This window comes from Oleiphilus sp. HI0079, assembly GCF_001635105.1.
Map to the genome: position 1 here is coordinate 1 of NZ_LWFT01001116.1, position 19,351 is coordinate 19,351.

Sequence of the window (19,351 nt, forward strand, 5' to 3'; positions counted from 1 at the left end):
GAATCCGAACCCCTACTTCTCTTGCCCCTTGCGCGCTGGTTTCAGGAAGAAGCACTAGAAACTCCTCACCACCAAAGCGGCAAGCTATATCAGCAGGCCTAAGCGTCGCTTTTTGCAGCGTTTCGGAGATTCTTTCTAGGCAACGGTCACCTTCTAAATGCCCGTAAAAGTCGTTATATGCTTTGAAATGATCGACATCCAAAAGCAAAATAGACAACGCTAGCTTGTTACGATTTGACCGAGACCACTCTCGCTCCATCGAGTTCATCATTCCTCTGCGGTTCAAAAGCTTGGTCAACGGATCAACATAAGCCATCGATTCGAGTTGTCGGTTGGCTTCTTGCAACTGCTCTTGAACCCCAGCAATTCGCCCCATGGCGGATACCATGCTCTGCAATACAGCCGCATTTACTGGCTTAAACAAATAGGCGTCGCCGCCCGCCCCAATCCCTTCGATAAAATCAGCATCGGAGTTTTGGGCGCTAAGGAAAATAATCAGTATCCAGTCATTTTTTAACAACTCGCGAATACGCCGCGTTACTTCAAATCCATTGATGCCGGGCAGTTCAATGTCCATTAGGACAAGGTCAACGTCAGAATTTTTAAAAATTTCGAGACCTTCTTCACCGGTCTCTGCACAAAGCGCTGTATGCGATAAATCCTCTACGCAGGCTTGAATTGTTATTCTTAGGGAGCGACTGTCTTCGACGATTAAAACATTCATTTATCGAGCCTTAGAAGGGCATTTAGATTAGATTCTTAGCGTTTATGTTCTAAGAGAGTTTATTTAAGTTTAGACCAGAATCGACATAACGTTATAGTTCCACACAATACCAATAACAGAGGCAAACACATTCGCTTCCAAACCGCCTGTGCGGGATTCGACGAACCCGAGCCAAAGAGCATAGAAATGCGACAGTAAGGCACATTGCTGAAGAATTCGACGTTCCAATAAAGCAGAGTGAAAAATCGGCAGGCTTACTTACAGCTCTGCGGGAGCAAAAAGGTCTTCTTTGCAGGACTTTCGTACAGTGATGCCAACAGTGGTCTCGAAAAGACTCGTTTCGGAAAATTGGTAATCATCTTTATTCATGTCGGCGCTTTCTGACAGTCTAGCGAGTGTGTTGTTGTCGCCAAAGGCATAGTCAACACGGCCCTTTTTCAACATCATCAAGCCTTGCCTAATGGAATCGACATAAACAACCTCCATGCCAGCATCAACGGCCATCTCATGCACTCTCCCACTTCGGCTCGGTCGCAATATCGCGGACGACTTTCCCTTAAGCTCTGACAAGTCTTTCCATACAAAGGCACCGGCCTGTCGCGCTCGAATAAATCCCAACTTTACGGTTTCATCCGACAATTTAATGAATTCGAACTCTTCTTGATGCTCGGGAGGCGGATAGTCCATCGACAAAACATCGACTGTCTCTGATGCGATCGAGGTACTAATGCAGGACACTAGGATTAGACTCAGTACCGTTTTTATGATCATAGGAGCCTTCCCAGCTAGCCGTTTTATTTGTCTAAAATGAATGATCAAGCGCAGACAGTGAGCCAAAACCTTTGTCGATATCAGCCCCAATTATCTGTACTTCGCTTTCAAAATCTTGAGTTCCCCACTTTGCTCTAGCGCCGAAAAGCTATCTCGCAAACGTCTCAATAACTCAGGATCAGAACCCTTTTTGAGCGCCATGTAATAGGCCCCCTCAACGTTTATGGGGTAGACATACTCTATTTCGGAATAGGGCAGGCCTTCCAGCTCAAGCTGATATTTGACCGTAATATCATGCCCGGTGATTAAATCGATCCTGCCGGCAAAGAGCATTCTAAAAAGCAAAACACGTTTGTTTACCAATACAAGGTTTTCACTTTGTCGATCAAACCCCCAAGAAAACAAGTCTTGTGCTATCGCATCCTCCTCTTGCAACCCTAGGCGATACCGCTTGGCATCTTCCAAAGACCTTACCTCAATGTCAGCACGCGATTTGAGTTTAATAAAATTCTGTTGTCGGTCGGCAAACGGCCCTATCCATTCAAACAGATCTTCGCGAATGGCTGTTCGAGAGATTGTGTAAATCAAGACATTGTCTTCTTTCAAGGCCCAGTCATAGACCCCCTTCCAGACTCCAGAGCGAAGTTGGTACTTGATTCCCGCGTTATTCAGAGTTGCTTCCACAACCTCCGTTCCAAAACCGGTTATTTTGCCATCGACGATATAGTTGAAAGGCGGCCAATGCTCTGTCAGAACCGTCAGCGCACCGGTAGCGTCGCGCTCATTACTTTGTGCTGCTACCAGAATCGGGAAGAGCAATAAGATAACGAAAAAAAAGACGCGAAATCCTTCCAACATAATGCCCTCATTGAGATAAAGTGACGTAGCAAAACTGAATCAATTATAGTTGTGAAAGTAAACTTCGCGAATACGGATAAACCTGCGGGCATCAGGGCGAGATATCCCTATCTCTTGATCTGAGTAAAGTAACCCGCGAGATTCCCAAGCAAGCGCTGTAACATCACCCATTAGATCTCTATACTGTAAAGATCAGTACCGCAATGATCCGTGTGTCTTGGTAAGCTTGCCGGCGAATTTTCAAGGAATTTAATGAAACACAACGTTGATACTAATATCGATTATTTTGACCGGCATCTTGATCGAATAAGGCGAAACGTAGCGCTAGCCTGCGTTTTTTTGATTATCTTGGCAACCATTCCTGTGGCCATCGCACGTGCCACCAATGGTTGGGATTTGACATCTTACATTCAGTTTATCAGCACTTTTTTACTGCTCGCCGTCTTTGCCTATGTTTATCTAAACGGCTACCGAAAGATCATTGGCGTCATTATTTACAGCATCGATATGGTGTTGATGAGCGTAGTGACGCTAGACTCCCTTGGCAACGAACTTATCGTGCTCTTCTTTATTACTCCGCTGCTCGTCGCCTATCTTTTTTTCCCTTTTCGAAAAGCGCTGATCGTATCGCTATTTTCCTACACCTACCTCAGTGTCCTTTACTTTATCGAGCATGTTGATATTGGCTCACCGAGTTATCATTTTGATACCGTATTACTCATCTTTGCGGGGATATCCTCCATTGCAGGTCTGCATGTCGTCGTCGGCCTGCGACATAGTATCGAAAGGCAACTTATCAGTGCGGCACATACCGACGCCTTAACGGGATTACCCAATAGAATGTACTTCGATGTGCGTTTGGAGCAAGAATTCAGCAGAGCAGATCGCGAAAAAACACCTTTGTGTCTTGCTCTGGTCGACCTTGATCGATTCAAGGTCGTCAATGACACCTATGGCCACGAATGCGGGGATCAGGTGTTATCTCACCTCGCCAAACTGATTGATGAATCAATTAGAGCGGCTGATATAGTGTGTCGCGTAGGTGGCGAGGAGCTTGTAATTCTTTTGCCCAATACGGCCATTGTGGAAGCTCAAGAAATACTTGAGCGACTACGCCTTAGTATTGCAAATGCGTCAATACCATGGAAATCCCACCGTATCACTTTAACAGCAAGCACAGGTCTAGCTGAATACACCTCATCGCAAGATAGAGAAGACCTCTACGCACAAGCAGACAAAGCGTTGTATCTGGCTAAAAAGCGTGGCCGCAATAAAGTGGTGTGTGCAGATGCGGTATAGTTCGAATTCACGCCTTTTAATGGTCTCTACGCGGAGAGAAGATGACGAAACATCACTCCTCAAGTGATACTTATGGCCGTTTTGATATGTCGGTTCATGAGCGAGTGCTCCATGCGAAAGTATTCGGCTCACTAGACCCTGCTAGTATGAACGCGGCGACGAATATTCTTGTGCCTCTCGTTCACGAGATGGATGGCCCATGGGCGAGCTTAATGGACTATCGAGAATGGGAGCTCTATACCGAAGAGATGATTCCATTACTGCTTAACTTACAAACTTGGTTACTTAAGCAAGATCACAAGGTGGAGGTCGCAGTAGTTGGAAAAAGCGGCTTGAAGAAAAATGCTCGCGAGCGATTGTTACAAGAGCTGGATGACAAGCCGCAACAGGTTTATGTTGAAACCGAAGAGCAAGGCTGGAAGTGGCTAATAGAGCACGGCTACTGCATAAACCATCCCTAAAGCAACTTACTGAAGTTTAGTAGCCTCATCTAGAGCATCATGTCATCAAGCAACAGCGTGCCTGCCTTCTTCATCGGTGGGTGTCATTTATTTCATGCGCAGTCGCTGAGTTAACATTTCCCCTACAAAAATTCCTCTTTGCAAGGATAAGCTCAATCACTGCGCATCATCCTGATAATTCGGTTTTTCGATACCCATCTCTTCAGCCATAAAGTGAATATTCATAACACCCAATGACAGCTCCGACCTCTGGGAAATTCCTCTCAGTTTCGCCGAGCCTCGAACTTCATCCTCGAGGCAGTGATCAAAGCAGGTGTGTCAGCTTATTTTTGAGGGAATAAGGCTTAAATCCTGTTGCTCAGATAAGAGCCGAATGCCTGTCGTTACTTCTTTTTTATGCGTCTGGTAATGCTTCAGATTAACCAAGAAAAGGTTGGATTCAACCAGGCGACAAAGCAGTGCAATTTTTTCGTTTTGTATTGATGAATGGCAAAATAGGACTAACCTTTAGCAGTGCCATTTGTTAGGTTGTTAAAAATGAGTTCCAATCAGAGACAAAAAACACGGCTTGGAGACCTGCTCGTAGAACGCGGTTTGATAACCGAAGAGCAACTACTGTCGGCCATCCAGGAACAAAAAACGAGTAGTCTGCAACTCGGTGAAATACTGGTAAAAAAAGGCTGGATATCAAAGCGGCATATCCGAAAAACGCTTCGCATTCAGAGCAAAATCAGAAATGCAATTCTTACGTCGATTCTTAGCTTCTCACCTATGATCCTCGTCGGTTGCGGCGGGGGCGGCCAAAGCCAAGTAGACAGTAGTGAAGTAGTGGCAGAACAGAATATTGCCAACACGCAGGGGCAGCAAAGTGGCTCAAATAGCGCACTGAATGCCGATGACGGCTCAACCATTCATCTTTCGTGGGATTATCCGTTAGAGCGTACCGATGGCTCTGAGCTGGAAGTCTATGAAATCGAAAACTTCAGAGTATACCAACTCGATGGAAACGGTGATGTCGGTGCAGTTCATGTCGTTGATGGGCTTGAAACTGAGTTCGATATTACTGGGCTAGAAGACGGTGAATACCGCTTCGCGGTAACGGTTGTCGATACGGATGGACTGGAAAGCGATTACTCTCAGGTAGTCACTGTGTCGGTATTGTAGGATAGCCACCTTGTGCTAATTAAGCGTACAATCAAAAAAACAACCCAGACCGACATACAGCACAAGCCAACTCAGTGCATCAACAGATCTCTATTTCATTAAACAGTTTTGTCCGCAGAACAAACCACACCCAAACTCTGAAAACACTTATTAGAGCATCAGGGGCGCAACTTGAGCGCAAAGGGCGTTCTCGGAATTGGATTCTCAATGTTACGAGTGAGCAAGCGATCCATCTGCGTAATGCGATGGAATCTTCTGGCGAGGAAACCTGGCTTTGGATAGAGAAATCACTTTCAGCACATCTCCCGGCGCTTAGCCTTACGGAGATTCAGACGATTGCGCAGAAGCATTGGCCAATCACCGTCACACAGCTCATATCACTAACTAACTGCAGGATTGCGGAAGCACGCACCGCGATCGATCGCATAGAGTGGGAGGAATGAAAAAAAGAGATACTTGATGGATTAAGAAGAAAAATGGTGCCCCTTCCCTGACTTGAACAGGGGACCTACCGATTATGAGTCGGGTGCTCTAACCAACTGAGCTAAAGGGGCACACTTTTGGCCTTAGTTTAAAGTCTTTACCAAATCAGACTTGGCACCCCTGCGGGTTGCTCGGGTGCTCTAGCCCGGCCTCAAATTACAAATTTGAGTCGTTCCACTCGCACGAAGCAGTACTTCGTTAAAAGCGCTCGCTTCACCCAACTGAGCTAAAGGGGCACACTATGGTCTTAGTTTATAGTCCGCGCCAACAACAGACCGAAGCAGAACGCTCCAAAAAGAAGGGCGCATTATAATGCGCCCTTTTTAACTTTGCTAGACGATTATTCGTCAATAAAGCTTCTAAGATGATCGGAACGGGTTGGGTGACGAAGCTTACGAAGCGCTTTCGCCTCAATCTGACGGATACGCTCTCGTGTAACATCAAACTGCTTACCCACCTCTTCCAAAGTATGATCGGTATTCATCTCAATTCCAAAGCGCATTCTTAGCACTTTAGCTTCTCTTGCTGTTAGCCCTGAAAGCACGCTGCGAGTCGCTTCTTTCAAGCCTTCGCCAGTCGCCGTGTCAACGGGAGACTCTGCCATAGTATCTTCAATAAAATCGCCAAGGTGCGAATCTTCATCGTCGCCAATCGGCGTCTCCATAGAGATAGGCTCTTTCGCGATCTTAAGCACTTTACGTACTTTATCTTCCGGCATATCCATACGCTCACCCAATTCCTCAGGCGTAGGTTCGCGACCCATTTCCTGTAGCATTTGACGAGAGATACGGTTCAGCTTGTTGATTGTTTCGATCATGTGAACGGGGATACGAATAGTGCGCGCTTGGTCTGCAATAGAGCGAGTAATCGCCTGACGAATCCACCAAGTTGCATAGGTCGAGAATTTATACCCTCGACGGTATTCAAACTTGTCTACCGCTTTCATCAAACCGATGTTGCCTTCCTGAATCAAGTCAAGAAATTGCAAACCGCGATTCGTGTACTTCTTCGCAATCGAAATTACGAGACGAAGGTTGGCTTCAACCATTTCTTTCTTAGCACGACGCGCTTTCGCTTCACCAATTGAGATACGGCGATTCACATCTTTTAACTGTGCTACGGTTAAACCAACTTCTTCTGCGATCACAGCAATTTTACGTTGCGCTCGAATGATTTCATCATGGTATAGATCAAGCTTCGCAGCACATGGATGCTGTTCTTCAACTAGACCGTCGACCCAATCAAGATTTGCCTCGTTGCTTGGGAAGCGCTTGATAAACTCTTTCCGATCCATGCCGCATTCGCGAGAACAAATCGTCATCACGGTTCGCTCATTCACTCGAACTACGTCATTGGCTGATCGTACGGTATTGACCAACAAATCGAACTGCTTTGCATTCAGTTTAAGCGGCGCAAATAGCTCGCCCAACTCATTTAGTTCTTTAATGGTCTCTTTGCTTGCTCGACCATGCTTGCTCTCAACGCGCAATGCCTTGTCGAGCTGCTTACGAATCGCATCAAAACGCTCACGCGCTTCTTCTGGATCCGGTCCGTTATCTGTCTCTTCTTCTTCCTCGTCGTCCTTGTCAGCTTTATCATCTTTATTCACTGTCGTGGGGTTAACCGGAACGGGAATATTCGCTTCAGCTTCTGGATCTAAGTAACCTGTTAGAACATCTGTAAGACGCCCCTCTTCTTCGACGATTCGATCATACATCGCAAGAATTGACGCTACTGCACCTGGAAAATGTGCTAACGATGCCATTACATCGCGTAAGCCCTCTTCAATACGTTTGGCGATTCGAATCTCACCATCGCGAGTAAGTAGTTCAACGGTGCCCATTTCCCGCATGTACATACGAACAGGGTCAGTGGTGCGACCAGCTTCGGTCTCTACGGCCGCAAGTGCCGCCGCCGCTTCAGCCGCCGCAACCTCGTCTGTTGAGTCGCCATCGGACATTAGTAGTGAGTCAGAGTCTGGTGCTGCCTCTACAACTTGGATACCCATGTCGTTGATCATGCGAATAATATCTTCGACCTGATCTGGATCAGCGATATCTTCGGGTAAGTGGTCGTTTACTTCGGAGTAAGTCAAATACCCCTGCTCTTTACCGCGAGCGATGAGGTCTTTCAAACGTGACTGTCGTGAATTGCTTGGCATGTTCACCCTATTGTCTGGTGGCCGATTAAAAAATAGTCGGCCATTATACGGAAATATAATCGACCCACAAAGCTAATATGGGATCGATATCATAGAAATCAAGCTTATTAACAATTGTTGGAGTTACGAAGTTCGCGTGGTTATTGCCTGAGCCTTGCTTCGTTCTTCGTCGGTTAGCTGATCTGGTGATGTATTTAGTTTAGCTGCTCGCAGCATATCATCACGTTTTTTTTGATCACCGGCTCGTTTAATAACGAAATCCAGCTCCTCTATCGCAATATCCGGCTCCGGAACGTTTTCCAAATTGGAAAACAAATAAAAGAACCTCTCTCGATACCCTTGCTGATCGGTGGCAAGCGCATAAAGCAGATCTTCCTGGCTGGAGATGCTGTTAGACAGGATGAAATCTAGAAACTGTCCTGTAATTTCGGAATCAAAGCGCATGTTAAGATCAACTAACTCCTGCGCTTTAATGGGGGAGAAATAGAGCCCGAGGCAGATCGCCACTTCTTTGGTCTTGATCACCTTTATATCGCTAGTATCTCGCGCTATGGCACGCTGTGACTGGACTTTTTTCCTACTACTAGTTAGCTCGATCAGCCTCTCCCAAAGACCAGATTTAAGCGCACTCTTCGGAATTGTATCGAGCACAGCCTGGGCACGATTGCGAAGCACTCCACGATCTTCAGGAAGCTCAAGATTTAAACCCCGCACCTGAACATTGAAAAAGAACTCAGATAATGGCATCGCACGCTTCACTCTGGCCTCAAATTTCTCTCGGCCTTCCTCTCGGACCAACGTATCCGGATCTTCTCCTTGAGGTAAAATAAGGAAACTAAACTGCATTCCGTTTTGATACATAGGAAGAAGATTATCCATCGCCTTTTCAGCCGCCCTCAATCCTGCTGCGTCTCCGTCAAAACAGAACACTAGGTTTTGACAGCGTTTGAGTAGCTGCCCAAGATTTTCCTCATTCGTGGCTGTCCCAAGCGTAGCGACAGCATAATCAATCCCATGTTGCGCCAAAGAAACCACATCCATATAGCCTTCAACAACCATGAGTCGCTCAATGGTGCGTAAGGCTCTCGAAGCTTCGTAGAGTCCATAGATCTCGCTGCTTTTATGAAAGACTCTCGACTCCGGAGAATTAATGTACTTCGCCTTATCGTCCCCGAGAGTCCGCCCACCAAAACCCACGGTCTTTCCTCGCATATTGCGAATCGGAAACATCAAGCGATTCTGAAATAAGTCAAAAGGGCGTTCATACTTCTGTGACACCAGCTTCATTTCGACTAGCTTCACCAAAAGATTAGATTGAAATGACCCACCGATAAAGTCACGCTCCGGAGGCGCATAACCAATCCCGAAACGCTCGATAATTTCATCGCTAAGGCCTCGTTGCGCAATATATTTTTTAACGCCAGAATTAGTCGGGTGGCTATGTAAGGCTTCACGATACTGAGCGTCGGCTTTCGCTATCGCCTCGTAATATTGGCGACTCTCATCGTAGACCTGCTTCAACCGTTCATCACGTGGTACTTCTAAACCAGCTATTTTTGCCAACTCTTCGATTGCTTCAACAAAGCTGAGGTTATCGTGCTCACGCAGAAACGAGATAGCATCACCGCTCGCACCACAGCCAAAACAGTGATAGAAGCCTTTTTGACGATTTACGTTAAAGGAAGGGGTATTTTCGTTATGAAACGGACAGCAGGCTTTATAGGTCGAACCCGCTTTTTTTAGTTGGACACGCGTCGAAATCACATCCACGATGGAGAGACGATCGCGAAGGTCTTCAATAAAACTCTGGGGGATTTGTCCTGACATTGTGAACGTCCGCTAGATTGAACTGCCAAAACTCAGGCAAGGGTCGCGTTTAGCGGTAGCAGATTAACTCGCGAGGCGTTTTTTTACCATACCGCTCACTGCGCCGACATCAGCACGACCCTGTAGTTGCGGTTTTAGAACAGCCATCACTTTGCCCATGTCTCGGACCGACTCCGCACCGGTTTCTGACATCGCAGAACCAATTAGCGCTTCTATCTCGTCTTCCGACAGAGCTTTTGGAAGGAAGGTCTGAATAACCTCCACTTCACACTCTTCAATCTCAGCCAGGTCTTCACGTCCAGCATCACGATACTGCGTAATAGAATCTTTTCGCTGCTTCAACATCTTATCTAAGATAGCTAGGCAACGTGCGTCATCAAGTTCGATGCGCTCATCAACTTCTATTCGTTTAAAGTCGGCCAAGATGAGTCGAATCGTTGCCAAGCGCTCCTTTTCTTTGGCGCGCATGGCTTCTTTCATCGCCGAGGTGATGCTGGCTTTCAGACCTGCGTCAGACATAATATCTTTATTCGCTTAGTACAAACGCTCGAAACGACGCTGCTCACGCTGAACTTTCTTAGCGTGGCGCTTAACCGCTGCTGCTGCTTTGCGCTTACGAACCGTTGTAGGCTTCTCGTAGTGCTCACGACGGCGTACTTCAGACAATACACCAGCTTTCTCACAAGAACGCTTGAAGCGACGAAGAGCGATATCAAACGGCTCGTTTTCTTTAACTTTTACTGAAGGCATTAAAAATTACCATTATTCGTTTAAAATTTGTTCCAACTACGTTTGCCAGCGAGACCTGGTGATTTTTCACGCAGTTTGTTCAGGGGCGCGAATTCTAATGCTATTTAATATTCAAGTAAAGCCCTTTGCGCGACCTCTCTCTCATTCTCTTTCTCAAGCATGCAGTTTATATGGTAGCCAGGACTTTGCGTCTTCGCGGTATTGCTCAATATACTCTCGTTCGCTTGATAGAAATTGATCAATAGCACCTCGAAATTCAGGATGCCTGATATAGTGAAATGACTGAGTCGCCACCGGCTCAAAACCTCTCAAAAGCTTGTGTTCGCCTTGTGCGCCGGCATCAAAGCGGTTTAAACCAAGTTCAATACAGCGCTCAATCCCAGCGTAGTAACAAAGCTCGAAGTGCAAACACGGAACATCCTCTAGTGCTCCCCAATACCGTCCGTAAAGCGTATTTTTACCTTGAAGATAGAGCGCACTAGCAATGGGGCGTCCAGCGCCATCGTTTGCAAATAAAAGTAAACACTGTTCACCAAGACGTTTAAAGATCAGATCAAAGAATGTTTCGTTCAAGTACGGCATCTGGCCACGAACATTGTACGTCCGCTTGTAACATGAGAAAAAACATTCTCTTTCAAGCTGGCTTAGCTCCAATGCTGAGCGCCAATAATACTGCAAGCCTTCCGACAGCAGACGCTTTCGTTCCTTGCGAATATTCTTACGCTTATTTGCATTCAAGCTGCTAAGAAAATCATCAAAGTCGGCATACGCTTTGTTAAACCAGTGATATTGCACTCCCTCTCGTTTCATCCATCCTTGATACAGCACTCTAGCGTCTTCGGTTTGACTAGGGAACAAGACATGAGCCGAGCTCAGTTGCTGCTTTGCACAGTGCTGCTCAACGGCTTGGCGAAACAGCTCATAGCAAGCCGTATCTATACCTAGCTCTGAATCTAGTAAAAGTCGCGAGGAAGTCGTAGGCGTAAAGGGAATACTGCTGACCAATTTTGGATAGTAATCTAAGCCATGCTTTGCATAAGCCTCAGCCCAAGACCAATCAAAGACGTATTCGCCATACGAATGATATTTGAGATAGAACGGCGCAAAAGCAACTAAATCGCCTGATTCTGTTCGCAGCGCAAAGTGATGGGGCTGCCAACCAGTCGTCCGGCAAACACAGTCCGATTGCTCTAAAGCTTGCAGAAAACCGTAGTTCAAAAAAGGGTGATCATCATCGACCAAAGCATCCAACTCTTCCTGCCGAATATTGGAAAGACTTTCGGGAAAGCTGACAACTAATTTGGGGGCGCCCGTCACGAATTATGCTCCTGCTCGCTCTGTGCTTCTGATAAGCTGATCACCAACAATAAACCTTCCAATTTTAAGTCGATTTTTAGGATACAAGATGACAGAACAAGACCTCCTTGAGCAACTCAATACAAATCCATCAGACATTGAATTTAACGATGTGATGAGCGTGATAGAGCAAAACTATATCTTTCAACCTGTCGAATTTAGTGTTGGCCAACAAACAAACCAGTGCGGCGAAAATCTCGGCTCTTGCAAAGCCCTTGCCTTTGCTAAATTACACGGAGTGAGTGCGGAACTAACTCCTTATCTGTTTGGACAATACTATCGTCGCGATGTTCTTGAACACCCTGACGAGAATGATCATCAAAATATACGGAACTTTCTCAAACATGGATGGAAAAGCGTCAAATTTGATGCAGAACCACTAAAGCGCAAAGTGTGAAAGTGAGTAAGTTAAAATAGGAGAGGGCTTAAGAGGCCTTTAGAACTTGAGGGCGGGTACAGTTACGTCCCTCGTTCTTTGCTTCGTATAAACTGATATCTGCCGCTTTTAACAAGCCAGAATATTCAGTAGAAAACTTGGTCGACGAAAGACCACAACTGATAGATATATCAAGCGAACGTTGACCTAATCTGAATGCTTCAGCAGCGATCGACTGTCTAATTCGCTCAATCAAAACAAATGCTTGCTCGATACAAGTATTCGGCAAAAGGACAATGAACTCCTCTCCGCCCCACCGGCCAACACTGTCGCTACCCCGAACCGTTTCTTTGAGCTTGTCAGCAAGACTAACAAGCACTTCGTCGCCAACATCATGGCCATATCGATCATTAATCTTCTTAAAAAAATCCACGTCGCAAATAACAACGCTCATTTCTTGATTATCGCGGACCGTTCGCGCTAACTCCGCATCTATGCGTTCTGACATTCCACGACGATTCAGTAAACCGGTCAATTCATCTGTACGAGCTAGATCCTCAAGCGCACGGCTCAACCGCGCATGTGCAATCGCAGCAGAAACACGCGCTCTCTCCATTGTATATGCCATGATTGTGACGAATAACATCGACCCAATGAATCTAAGCTTGGTACTGGCGCTATAGATAAGATCTAGTTGCAACCAGCCTGGAATCGTCAAGATGCACACTGTAGCCGACATCATAGCGGACATAACCAATGCCCCTGCACGCAAACCCAACACAGAAAATACGAGAAGAGGGTAAGCGTATAACCAAAAGATGCCCGTGCCGCTCTCACCGCCAGAGATAAGCAGGTAGAAATAGAAAATGGTGAAGGTAAAAACTAAGAAATTGCGATGTGCACGCCAATGCCCAAAAAACTTATAGGCAAAAAAACTCGTCACAACTGCTGCAGAAAACGCGTACAGGCTCAAGCCATAGGCTTCAAAACCATTAAAATATGATCGAGCGCCATAGAACAGCAGTAAGGGCGCAGTCAGAAAGCAAAGTAGATCGACAACAAGTTTTGCCGAAACTAAACCACTTTGATCAGCGCCTTCAAGAGGCATTGCGTTCATCATTAAATGTTTGAAACCTGTGAAATACTAAAAGCCGTGTTTTATCAAACGTCCAAGAATCTTCCCATCATGAGATCTTGACGTTCTTACTGCTAACATCTTCTTTAGTATGTCAGGGTCGAGCTAAGGCTCAATGTAGGTTTTGTTATAGGAATGCAAACTCTTATAAAACACTCGACTCAATCTGGTCGATCTGCTCATGTAACTCGAACCAAAGCAATTCAGAAGCCTCCAAATCTGATTTTAGTGCCGCCTGATCCGCTAACAAGTGCTTTAACTTCGCTTTGTTTTTATCTTCGTAGATCTCTGGGGCCGCTAACTCTTGCTCAATAAGATTCAATGACGCTTGTGCCTGCTCAACATTCGCCTCAATTTTCGCGAGCTCTTTTCTCATCGGGCTAAGTTGTTTTCTTCGCTCGGCTTCGACGCGCTTCCGCTCCTTGCGCTGTTCACTTGTTTCTCCGATCTTTGCGGTTTCATCTAGCATGCTTTCAGAATCGTTTTTGACCAGTGACTGCTTTTGGAACTCCGCCAACCACCGCTCATAGTCCAGCAAGTCTCCTTCGAATGGTTCGACGCTTCCACCTGCGACGAGCCAGAAATCATCAACCGTATTTTTTAATAGGTGCCGGTCGTGAGAGACCACAATGATGGCTCCTGAAAAGGCCTGAAGGGCGATGGTTAGAGCGAGTCGCATTTCCAGATCGAGATGGTTGGTAGGCTCATCTAACAAGAGCAGATTTGGCTTATGCCAAGCAATGATCGCAAGCGCTAGTCGCGCTTTTTCGCCTCCAGAGAACTTTTCGATGGTGCCTGTGGCGTCATCACCTCGAAAGTTAAAACCGCCGAGAAAGTTACGGATTTCTTGATCTGTGGCACTCGGTCGACAGCGCTGAAGATGCAACAGAGGGCTCGCGCTAGAATCTAACGCTTCAAGCTGATGCTGAGCAAAATAGCCGATATGCAAATGTTCTCCGCAACTTCTATCACCCTCCAGTAAGTTTTGATCACCGACCAGAGATTTAATTAGCGTAGATTTACCTGCGCCGTTGGGGCCAAGCAAACCAATTCTTTGGCCCGGTAAAATGGTGCAGGAAAAGTCTTCGATAATTGGACAAGAAGCATCGTAGCCAAGATTTGCTTGGGACAGGCTAAGCAGCGGGCTCGATTGTTTATTCGACTCAGGAAACTCGAACTTGAAAGGTGAATCCACATGCGCCGGCGCAATCAATTCCATTCTTTCCAGTTCTTTTAAACGACTTTGTGCCTGTTTCGCTTTGGTTGCTTTCGCTCTAAACCGGTTAACAAAGGACTGAATCTCAGAAATTCGCTGTTGCTGCTTTTGGAACTGAGCTTGCTGGAGTGCAAGCTTTTCAGCACGCTGACGCTCAAAATCAGAGTAGCTACCTGTGTATTGATGCAACTTACGATGCTCAAAATGCAAAATACTCGTTGCTACGGCATCAATAAAATCTCGGTCATGCGAAATAAAGAGCAAGGTACCTCGATATTGTTTCAACCATGCCTCAAGCCAGAGCATTGCATCCAAATCAAGGTGGTTGGTTGGCTCATCAAGCAACAGCAAGTCTGAAGGACACATCAGTGCTTGTGCCAAATTCAAACGTATACGCCAACCGCCGGAAAAACTGGCCACACTTTGGTCGAGCTCGTGCTCGGAGAATCCCAAGCCATGAAGGAGTTTTTTTGCTTCCACAGGAATATTGTAAGCATGGATCGTTTCAAGCTCACCATGAAGCCGAGCGAGTGCAGCATCATCTTCGGCAAGTTCGGCTTGGTGAAGCGACGCTTCGAGACTTCTAAATACTTCATGACCATCCATCACATAATCCAGAGCTGTGCGCTGTGAACTCGCAACTTCTTGAGCCATATGTGCGATACGACAATTACCAGGCAGCATGAAACTACCGGCATCCGTTGTGAGCTCGCCGAGCAATAGCTTAAACAACGTAGTTTTGCCTGCTCCGTTAGCACCAACGATTGCAACACGCTGGCCATCGGCGATATTGGCGTTTACTTCTTCCAACAGAGGCTCGGGACCTCGGCGAAGTGACATCTCTAAAATTTTAAGCATGCTATGGCTTTCATCTCTGGAACTCGTCGCGCAAGTTATCGGATAATGCGGATTACATCAATCAAAGCACAGCGCTTTATAATGGATTCAGCATAATGAGTGATACAACAGCGGGGTTTTGGGCGTTTTCTCTGCACGTCTGGCAAAACGAAGCGCTTCGCTGTCAGCTTTTAGCGCTTCAAGAGCGCGATGATCTGGATATAAATTTATGCCTGTTCCTTTTGTGGATCTCAACCTTGGGTCTTGTTCTTGACGACTCAGAAAGCAAAATCACACATGTGCAAGGCCAATGGTTAGATCAAACGATCAAGCCGATCAGAGTGCTCCGCATGGCCAATCAACATCGTCCGCAACTGAAGCAAGCCTTGTTGACAGCAGAGCTAGAGTCGGAAAAATGTTATCAAGAAGCACTCTGCCAAATTCGCGATACAATCACGCGCCAAACAGAAGCGGCTGATAACGACAAAGCAGCTACACTTAAGACGAATTTGAAGTCTTATTCACAAATCAGTTGGGATAGTGCGTTGATTAACCTCATGTTAGAGGCAAGCCAATGAAGTGGGTTTACCGTTTATCTTCTTTAGTGATTTTGGGTGCAGCACTTAGTTTGCCGTTTTATGCAGACTACCGCAGCGGTGGCGCATTTCTAGAGCTAAGCAAGATCCCCGAGAAAGTGATCAGCGCATTCTCTTCGAGCAAAGCTAAATTGACCACCGAAGATCGTGATCAACCATCCCTAAGCGGCAGTTCAACGCAGAGTCCGTTGAATCTCATCCAATCAGCCAATCCTGAAAGCACGGATGGCAAAGTGACATACTACAGGTGGCAGGATGAACAAGGTCAATGGCATTTCAGCGATCAAGCTCCTGAGGTCGATAGCGAAAAGGCCGAACTCGATCCAAACGCCCTTTCGACGATTTCGGGGATGGACCAAGCCGTCATCGATAGCACAATGGTTAACGCGGCTAGTAAGAGCAAATCACAATCGAGTCCACCGAGATTTACCGACACTGAACCTAGCTTAGATAATTTGAGTAATGTCATGGAAAACGCGCAACAAGCCGCAAACATGATGCAAGAGCGCAACGAAGCACTGAGCCAGATTGTTGGCGAATAACATCCAGAATTACAGAGGTATGCCTTGAGCTACAAAGTGAAAGAAATGTTTTACAGTCTCCAAGGCGAGGGCGCTCGTGCAGGACGAGCATCGGTATTTTGTCGATTTAGCAAATGTAATCTTTGGAATGGTCGAGAAGATAGCCGTGCAGATGCCGTATGCAATTTCTGTGATACCGAAATTCTCGGAACCGATGGCCAGAACGGAGGCGTTTTTGAAACAGCGCTTGATCTAGGCAAGGCTATCGCTCAACTTTGGCCTCACGGTAAAGAAGGCTCTCCCTATGTGGTGTTTACCGGCGGAGAGCCGATGCTGCAACTCGATGAGGCTCTTGTCGAGCAAATGCATCAACTTGATTTTGAAGTGGCCGTTGAGACAAATGGCACTCTGAGAGCACCGAATGGAATAGATTGGATTTGTATCAGCCCCAAGGCCGATTCGAAACTGGTCCTTGAGCGCGCAGATGAGCTAAAACTGGTCTATCCACAAGAAGCCGCTATGCCCGAGCGATTCAGCAACTTCGATTGCGCGCATTTCTTTCTAAGTCCAAAAGCAAGTCCAATCCCTCCAGAACAAGGGGTCGATGGTGTAAAACGAATGAACACCCAACGCGCCCTAGATTATTGCCTTGCAAACCCTAAATGGCGACTCACATTGCAATTGCACAAAATTTTAGAGATCGATTAACGCCTTTAGAAGCGCGAACCCGGTTCCGTTAAAAAACGTTGCTCTTCTGGCGAGGATACTCGACCGAGCAAATCGTTACGATGGGGGTAGCGGCCAAAGCGTTCGATAATTCGCCAATGACGACGTTCAAAATCAAGGCTGTTCTCCAATCCGGGCTGATCGAATACTTTCAGCGCGAGCTGATGGTCTTCTTTGCCCTCACTGTGCATCAATGGCATATAAAGAAATGCCCTCTGATCAACAGACAGCTCTTTATCTGCACCCGATTGAATCGCTTCAATACTAAGCCTTCGTGCAATCGGATCGCACGCAAAGCTCTCAGACTCATCACGGTAAATATTTCTCGAAAACTGATCAAGAATAATGATTTCAGCGAGCCGCCCCTTAGCCGTGGAGCGCCAAGAATCAAGCGCACCATTTTTGGCCTGATCATGCAGAGCGCCAAAACGCGCCGCTATATTCTCGTCTAAAGTCGCATCTTTCACCCAATGCTGACGGGGCTCAAGCTCTTCAAACCAAAAGTGCAAAACGTTTTCGATGTTCTTGTCCATTTGCTTCACCAATTCGTTTCAATCGTTCCTTTAATCAACCAGTACTTGAAACTTGTTATCGGCAAGCCTCCCATTGCGGGCAACTCGTGAGGTGATCGTTCACCATGCCGACAGCTTGCATGAAAGCGTAGCAGATAGTTGGGCCAACGAAGGTAAAACCACGCTTTTTTAACGCTTTAGACATGGCTCGTGACGCATCCGTCTCTGTCGGGACATCAGCCATACTACGGTAGCTGTTTTGAACCGGCGCCCCGTCGACAAAACCCCAGAGAAACCCACTAAAACTCTCTTCCCGTTCGGCAAACGCAATAAATCCCTTTGCGTTCTTGATAATGGACTGAATTTTCAACCGATTGCGGATGATTCCGGGGTTCTGGATAAGCGCATCACACTTTTCTTGGTCATACTGCACGATCTTGTAAGGGTCAAAATTATCATAGGCTTCCTGGTAAGTGCTTTGTTTTCGCAAAATAGTTATCCAGCTCAAACCAGCCTGCTGTCCGTCTAAGCAGAGCTTTTCAAACAGTTCTAGATCATCATACACAGGCCTTCCCCAAACATTGTCATGATAGGCCTGATACAAGGGATCATCCCCACACCAAGGGCAACGCTGTTGGTTTTCTTGAGCAATCGCTTCTGTCATCTCTCTGATCCTGTGTTTCTATCGAATAGCCTCTGTTATCGTAAGCAACCTGAACAACATATGTCACTTAGGGTTTTAAAAGTATGAGTCATTTCTTCGCTTACATCAGTCGACTACGCTGGATTCGTCGATGGAGCCTTATGCGCAACGCAATCCCCGAAGACGTAGCGACACATTCTTGGGAAGTAGGTACGCTGGCCCATGTATTGGGTGTTATTCATAATATCCAGAACCCCGAAGACCCTTTAGATCCATATCGCCTTGCGACGTGCGGCCTATATCATGATGCCACCGAAGTGATTACCGGTGATATGCCAACGCCAGTAAAGTATCACAGCGATGCGATGCGTGAAGCTTATAAAGGCGTTGAGGCGCGTGCGGAGCAAGAGCTACTCGACCTTCTTCCCACGGAAATGCAGGCAGATTTTAGTCAAGTGCTCATTGAGCACAATCTCCCAAAAACATACCAGCGTTTGTTAAAGGCAGCCGACAGACTCTCGGCCTTATTAAAATGCCAAGCAGAGTTGCGAGCAGGCAACAAAGAATTCGAACATGCAGAGCAGGAGATAAGGCGCCGTTTAGAAGAAGATAGCCAGCCGGAAGTGGTCTATTTTTTGGAGAACTTTGCGCCAGCGTACAAAAAGAGCCTAGACCATCTCCTAAAGTAAAAAGAACAAGTCTCTCAATACAACGAGACACAAAATGTCGCTTTAATACTTATTCTTGATCCTGTCGTAAGACAAAACCAATCAAATGGCAGGAGAAGAAACATGTTTCGAGTTAACGCATTCACACAGAAAGGCACTAAATTCCGTTTCCGCGTAAAAGCAGATAGCATTCAAACGGCGAGAAACACAATCAGCGAAATCTTTGAAGGGCGACAGATGCGACTGGTACTTGTTGAGCCGATGTAA

Annotated in this window: 22 protein-coding genes and 1 tRNA gene; 10 read left to right on the top strand and 13 right to left on the bottom strand. The window is 46.4% G+C overall.

Annotated features, from left to right (window positions below):
* From A3750_RS19670 to A3750_RS19680, 3 genes are all read right to left on the bottom strand, one after another.
* The coding region (locus A3750_RS19670) for a diguanylate cyclase (RefSeq protein WP_156498766.1) at nt 1–724 on the bottom strand (724 nt) is incomplete at its 3' end.
* A 258-nt stretch (nt 725–982) separates the two neighbouring features.
* Nucleotides 983–1,495 (bottom strand): transporter substrate-binding domain-containing protein, encoded by a 513-nt coding sequence (locus A3750_RS19675; RefSeq protein WP_068520560.1) that lies wholly within the window; start codon nt 1,493–1,495, stop codon nt 983–985.
* A gap of 90 nt (nt 1,496–1,585) precedes the next feature.
* On the bottom strand, nt 1,586–2,353 hold the full coding sequence (locus A3750_RS19680) for an ABC transporter substrate-binding protein (RefSeq protein ID WP_068451094.1): 768 nt from the start codon (nt 2,351–2,353) through the stop codon (nt 1,586–1,588).
* A 252-nt stretch (nt 2,354–2,605) separates the two neighbouring features.
* Between A3750_RS19680 and A3750_RS19685 the strand changes: the two genes are divergently transcribed.
* From A3750_RS19685 to A3750_RS19700, 4 genes are all read left to right on the top strand, one after another.
* On the top strand, nt 2,606–3,652 hold the full coding sequence (locus A3750_RS19685) for a GGDEF domain-containing protein (RefSeq protein ID WP_068451097.1): 1,047 nt from the start codon (nt 2,606–2,608) through the stop codon (nt 3,650–3,652).
* A 41-nt stretch (nt 3,653–3,693) separates the two neighbouring features.
* Complete coding sequence (locus tag A3750_RS19690) at nt 3,694–4,113, top strand: hypothetical protein (protein WP_068451100.1); 420 nt, start codon at nt 3,694–3,696, stop codon at nt 4,111–4,113.
* Between the two features lie 537 nt (nt 4,114–4,650).
* Entirely contained in the window at nt 4,651–5,277 is a 627-nt protein-coding gene (locus A3750_RS19695) for a fibronectin type III domain-containing protein (protein ID WP_068451103.1), read from the top strand.
* 74 nt (nt 5,278–5,351) lie between these two features.
* Nucleotides 5,352–5,720: a ribosome recycling factor family protein gene (locus A3750_RS19700; RefSeq protein ID WP_068451107.1), complete on the top strand. Its 369-nt coding sequence runs from the start codon at nt 5,352–5,354 to the stop codon at nt 5,718–5,720.
* A 34-nt stretch (nt 5,721–5,754) separates the two neighbouring features.
* Here A3750_RS19700 and A3750_RS19705 read toward each other — a convergent pair.
* The 6 genes from A3750_RS19705 to A3750_RS19730 all read right to left on the bottom strand — a co-directional run bounded on the left by A3750_RS19705 (nt 5,755) and on the right by A3750_RS19730 (nt 11,815).
* Nucleotides 5,755–5,831: transfer RNA gene (locus A3750_RS19705), tRNA-Ile, on the bottom strand.
* Nucleotides 5,832–6,100: 269 nt separating this feature from the next.
* Complete coding sequence (rpoD, locus tag A3750_RS19710; protein WP_068451110.1) at nt 6,101–7,921, bottom strand: RNA polymerase sigma factor RpoD; 1,821 nt, start codon at nt 7,919–7,921, stop codon at nt 6,101–6,103.
* Nucleotides 7,922–8,044: 123 nt separating this feature from the next.
* Complete coding sequence (gene dnaG / locus A3750_RS19715; protein ID WP_068451113.1) at nt 8,045–9,748, bottom strand: DNA primase; 1,704 nt, start codon at nt 9,746–9,748, stop codon at nt 8,045–8,047.
* A 63-nt stretch (nt 9,749–9,811) separates the two neighbouring features.
* Nucleotides 9,812–10,267, bottom strand: coding sequence for a GatB/YqeY domain-containing protein (locus A3750_RS19720; protein WP_068451118.1), 456 nt, complete (start codon nt 10,265–10,267; stop codon nt 9,812–9,814).
* 15 nt (nt 10,268–10,282) lie between these two features.
* Nucleotides 10,283–10,498 carry a 30S ribosomal protein S21 gene (gene rpsU, locus A3750_RS19725; protein WP_068451124.1) on the bottom strand — a complete coding sequence of 72 codons (216 nt, stop codon included), beginning with the start codon at nt 10,496–10,498 and terminating at the stop codon, nt 10,283–10,285.
* Between the two features lie 153 nt (nt 10,499–10,651).
* A complete protein-coding gene (locus A3750_RS19730; RefSeq protein ID WP_068451127.1) occupies nt 10,652–11,815 on the bottom strand; it encodes a GNAT family N-acetyltransferase in 1,164 nt (387 codons plus the stop codon).
* An 88-nt stretch (nt 11,816–11,903) separates the two neighbouring features.
* Here A3750_RS19730 and A3750_RS19735 point away from each other — a divergent pair, with 88 nt between their 5' ends.
* The gene (locus A3750_RS19735) at nt 11,904–12,251 is read left to right on the top strand and encodes a HopJ type III effector protein (RefSeq protein ID WP_068451131.1); all 348 of its coding nucleotides are present in this window, start codon (nt 11,904–11,906) and stop codon (nt 12,249–12,251) included.
* 28 nt (nt 12,252–12,279) lie between these two features.
* On the opposite strand, the gene A3750_RS19740 is transcribed toward A3750_RS19735, so the two are convergent.
* Nucleotides 12,280–13,350, bottom strand: a complete 1,071-nt coding sequence (locus A3750_RS19740; protein WP_068451135.1) for a GGDEF domain-containing protein — start codon at nt 13,348–13,350, stop codon at nt 12,280–12,282.
* Nucleotides 13,351–13,510: 160 nt separating this feature from the next.
* Complete coding sequence (locus A3750_RS19745; RefSeq protein ID WP_068451138.1) at nt 13,511–15,439, bottom strand: ATP-binding cassette domain-containing protein; 1,929 nt, start codon at nt 15,437–15,439, stop codon at nt 13,511–13,513.
* A 95-nt stretch (nt 15,440–15,534) separates the two neighbouring features.
* On the opposite strand from A3750_RS19745, the gene A3750_RS19750 reads away from it, so the two are divergent.
* Genes A3750_RS19750 through queE form a run of 3 tightly spaced genes read left to right on the top strand, consistent with a single transcriptional unit; the run spans nt 15,535 to nt 17,243 of the window.
* Nucleotides 15,535–15,996: a DUF2390 domain-containing protein gene (locus A3750_RS19750; RefSeq protein ID WP_068451141.1), complete on the top strand. Its 462-nt coding sequence runs from the start codon at nt 15,535–15,537 to the stop codon at nt 15,994–15,996.
* Nucleotides 15,993–16,556, top strand: coding sequence for a DUF4124 domain-containing protein (locus tag A3750_RS19755; RefSeq protein WP_068451148.1), 564 nt, complete (start codon nt 15,993–15,995; stop codon nt 16,554–16,556). The genes A3750_RS19750 and A3750_RS19755 overlap by 4 nt, the downstream gene beginning before the upstream one ends.
* A gap of 36 nt (nt 16,557–16,592) precedes the next feature.
* Nucleotides 16,593–17,243, top strand: a complete 651-nt coding sequence (gene queE, locus A3750_RS19760; protein ID WP_369819959.1) for a 7-carboxy-7-deazaguanine synthase — start codon at nt 16,593–16,595, stop codon at nt 17,241–17,243.
* Between the two features lie 5 nt (nt 17,244–17,248).
* On the opposite strand, the gene A3750_RS19765 is transcribed toward queE, so the two are convergent.
* Both A3750_RS19765 and A3750_RS19770 read right to left on the bottom strand, forming a co-directional pair.
* Entirely contained in the window at nt 17,249–17,794 is a 546-nt protein-coding gene (locus A3750_RS19765) for a DUF924 family protein (protein WP_068451150.1), read from the bottom strand.
* Between the two features lie 55 nt (nt 17,795–17,849).
* Complete coding sequence (locus A3750_RS19770; RefSeq protein ID WP_068451152.1) at nt 17,850–18,437, bottom strand: DNA-3-methyladenine glycosylase I; 588 nt, start codon at nt 18,435–18,437, stop codon at nt 17,850–17,852.
* A gap of 83 nt (nt 18,438–18,520) precedes the next feature.
* Between A3750_RS19770 and yfbR the strand changes: the two genes are divergently transcribed.
* Together yfbR and A3750_RS25435 are read left to right on the top strand one after the other, a co-directional pair.
* Nucleotides 18,521–19,105: a 5'-deoxynucleotidase gene (gene yfbR / locus A3750_RS19775; protein WP_068451154.1), complete on the top strand. Its 585-nt coding sequence runs from the start codon at nt 18,521–18,523 to the stop codon at nt 19,103–19,105.
* Between the two features lie 102 nt (nt 19,106–19,207).
* Complete coding sequence (locus A3750_RS25435; RefSeq protein WP_156492152.1) at nt 19,208–19,351, top strand: hypothetical protein; 144 nt, start codon at nt 19,208–19,210, stop codon at nt 19,349–19,351.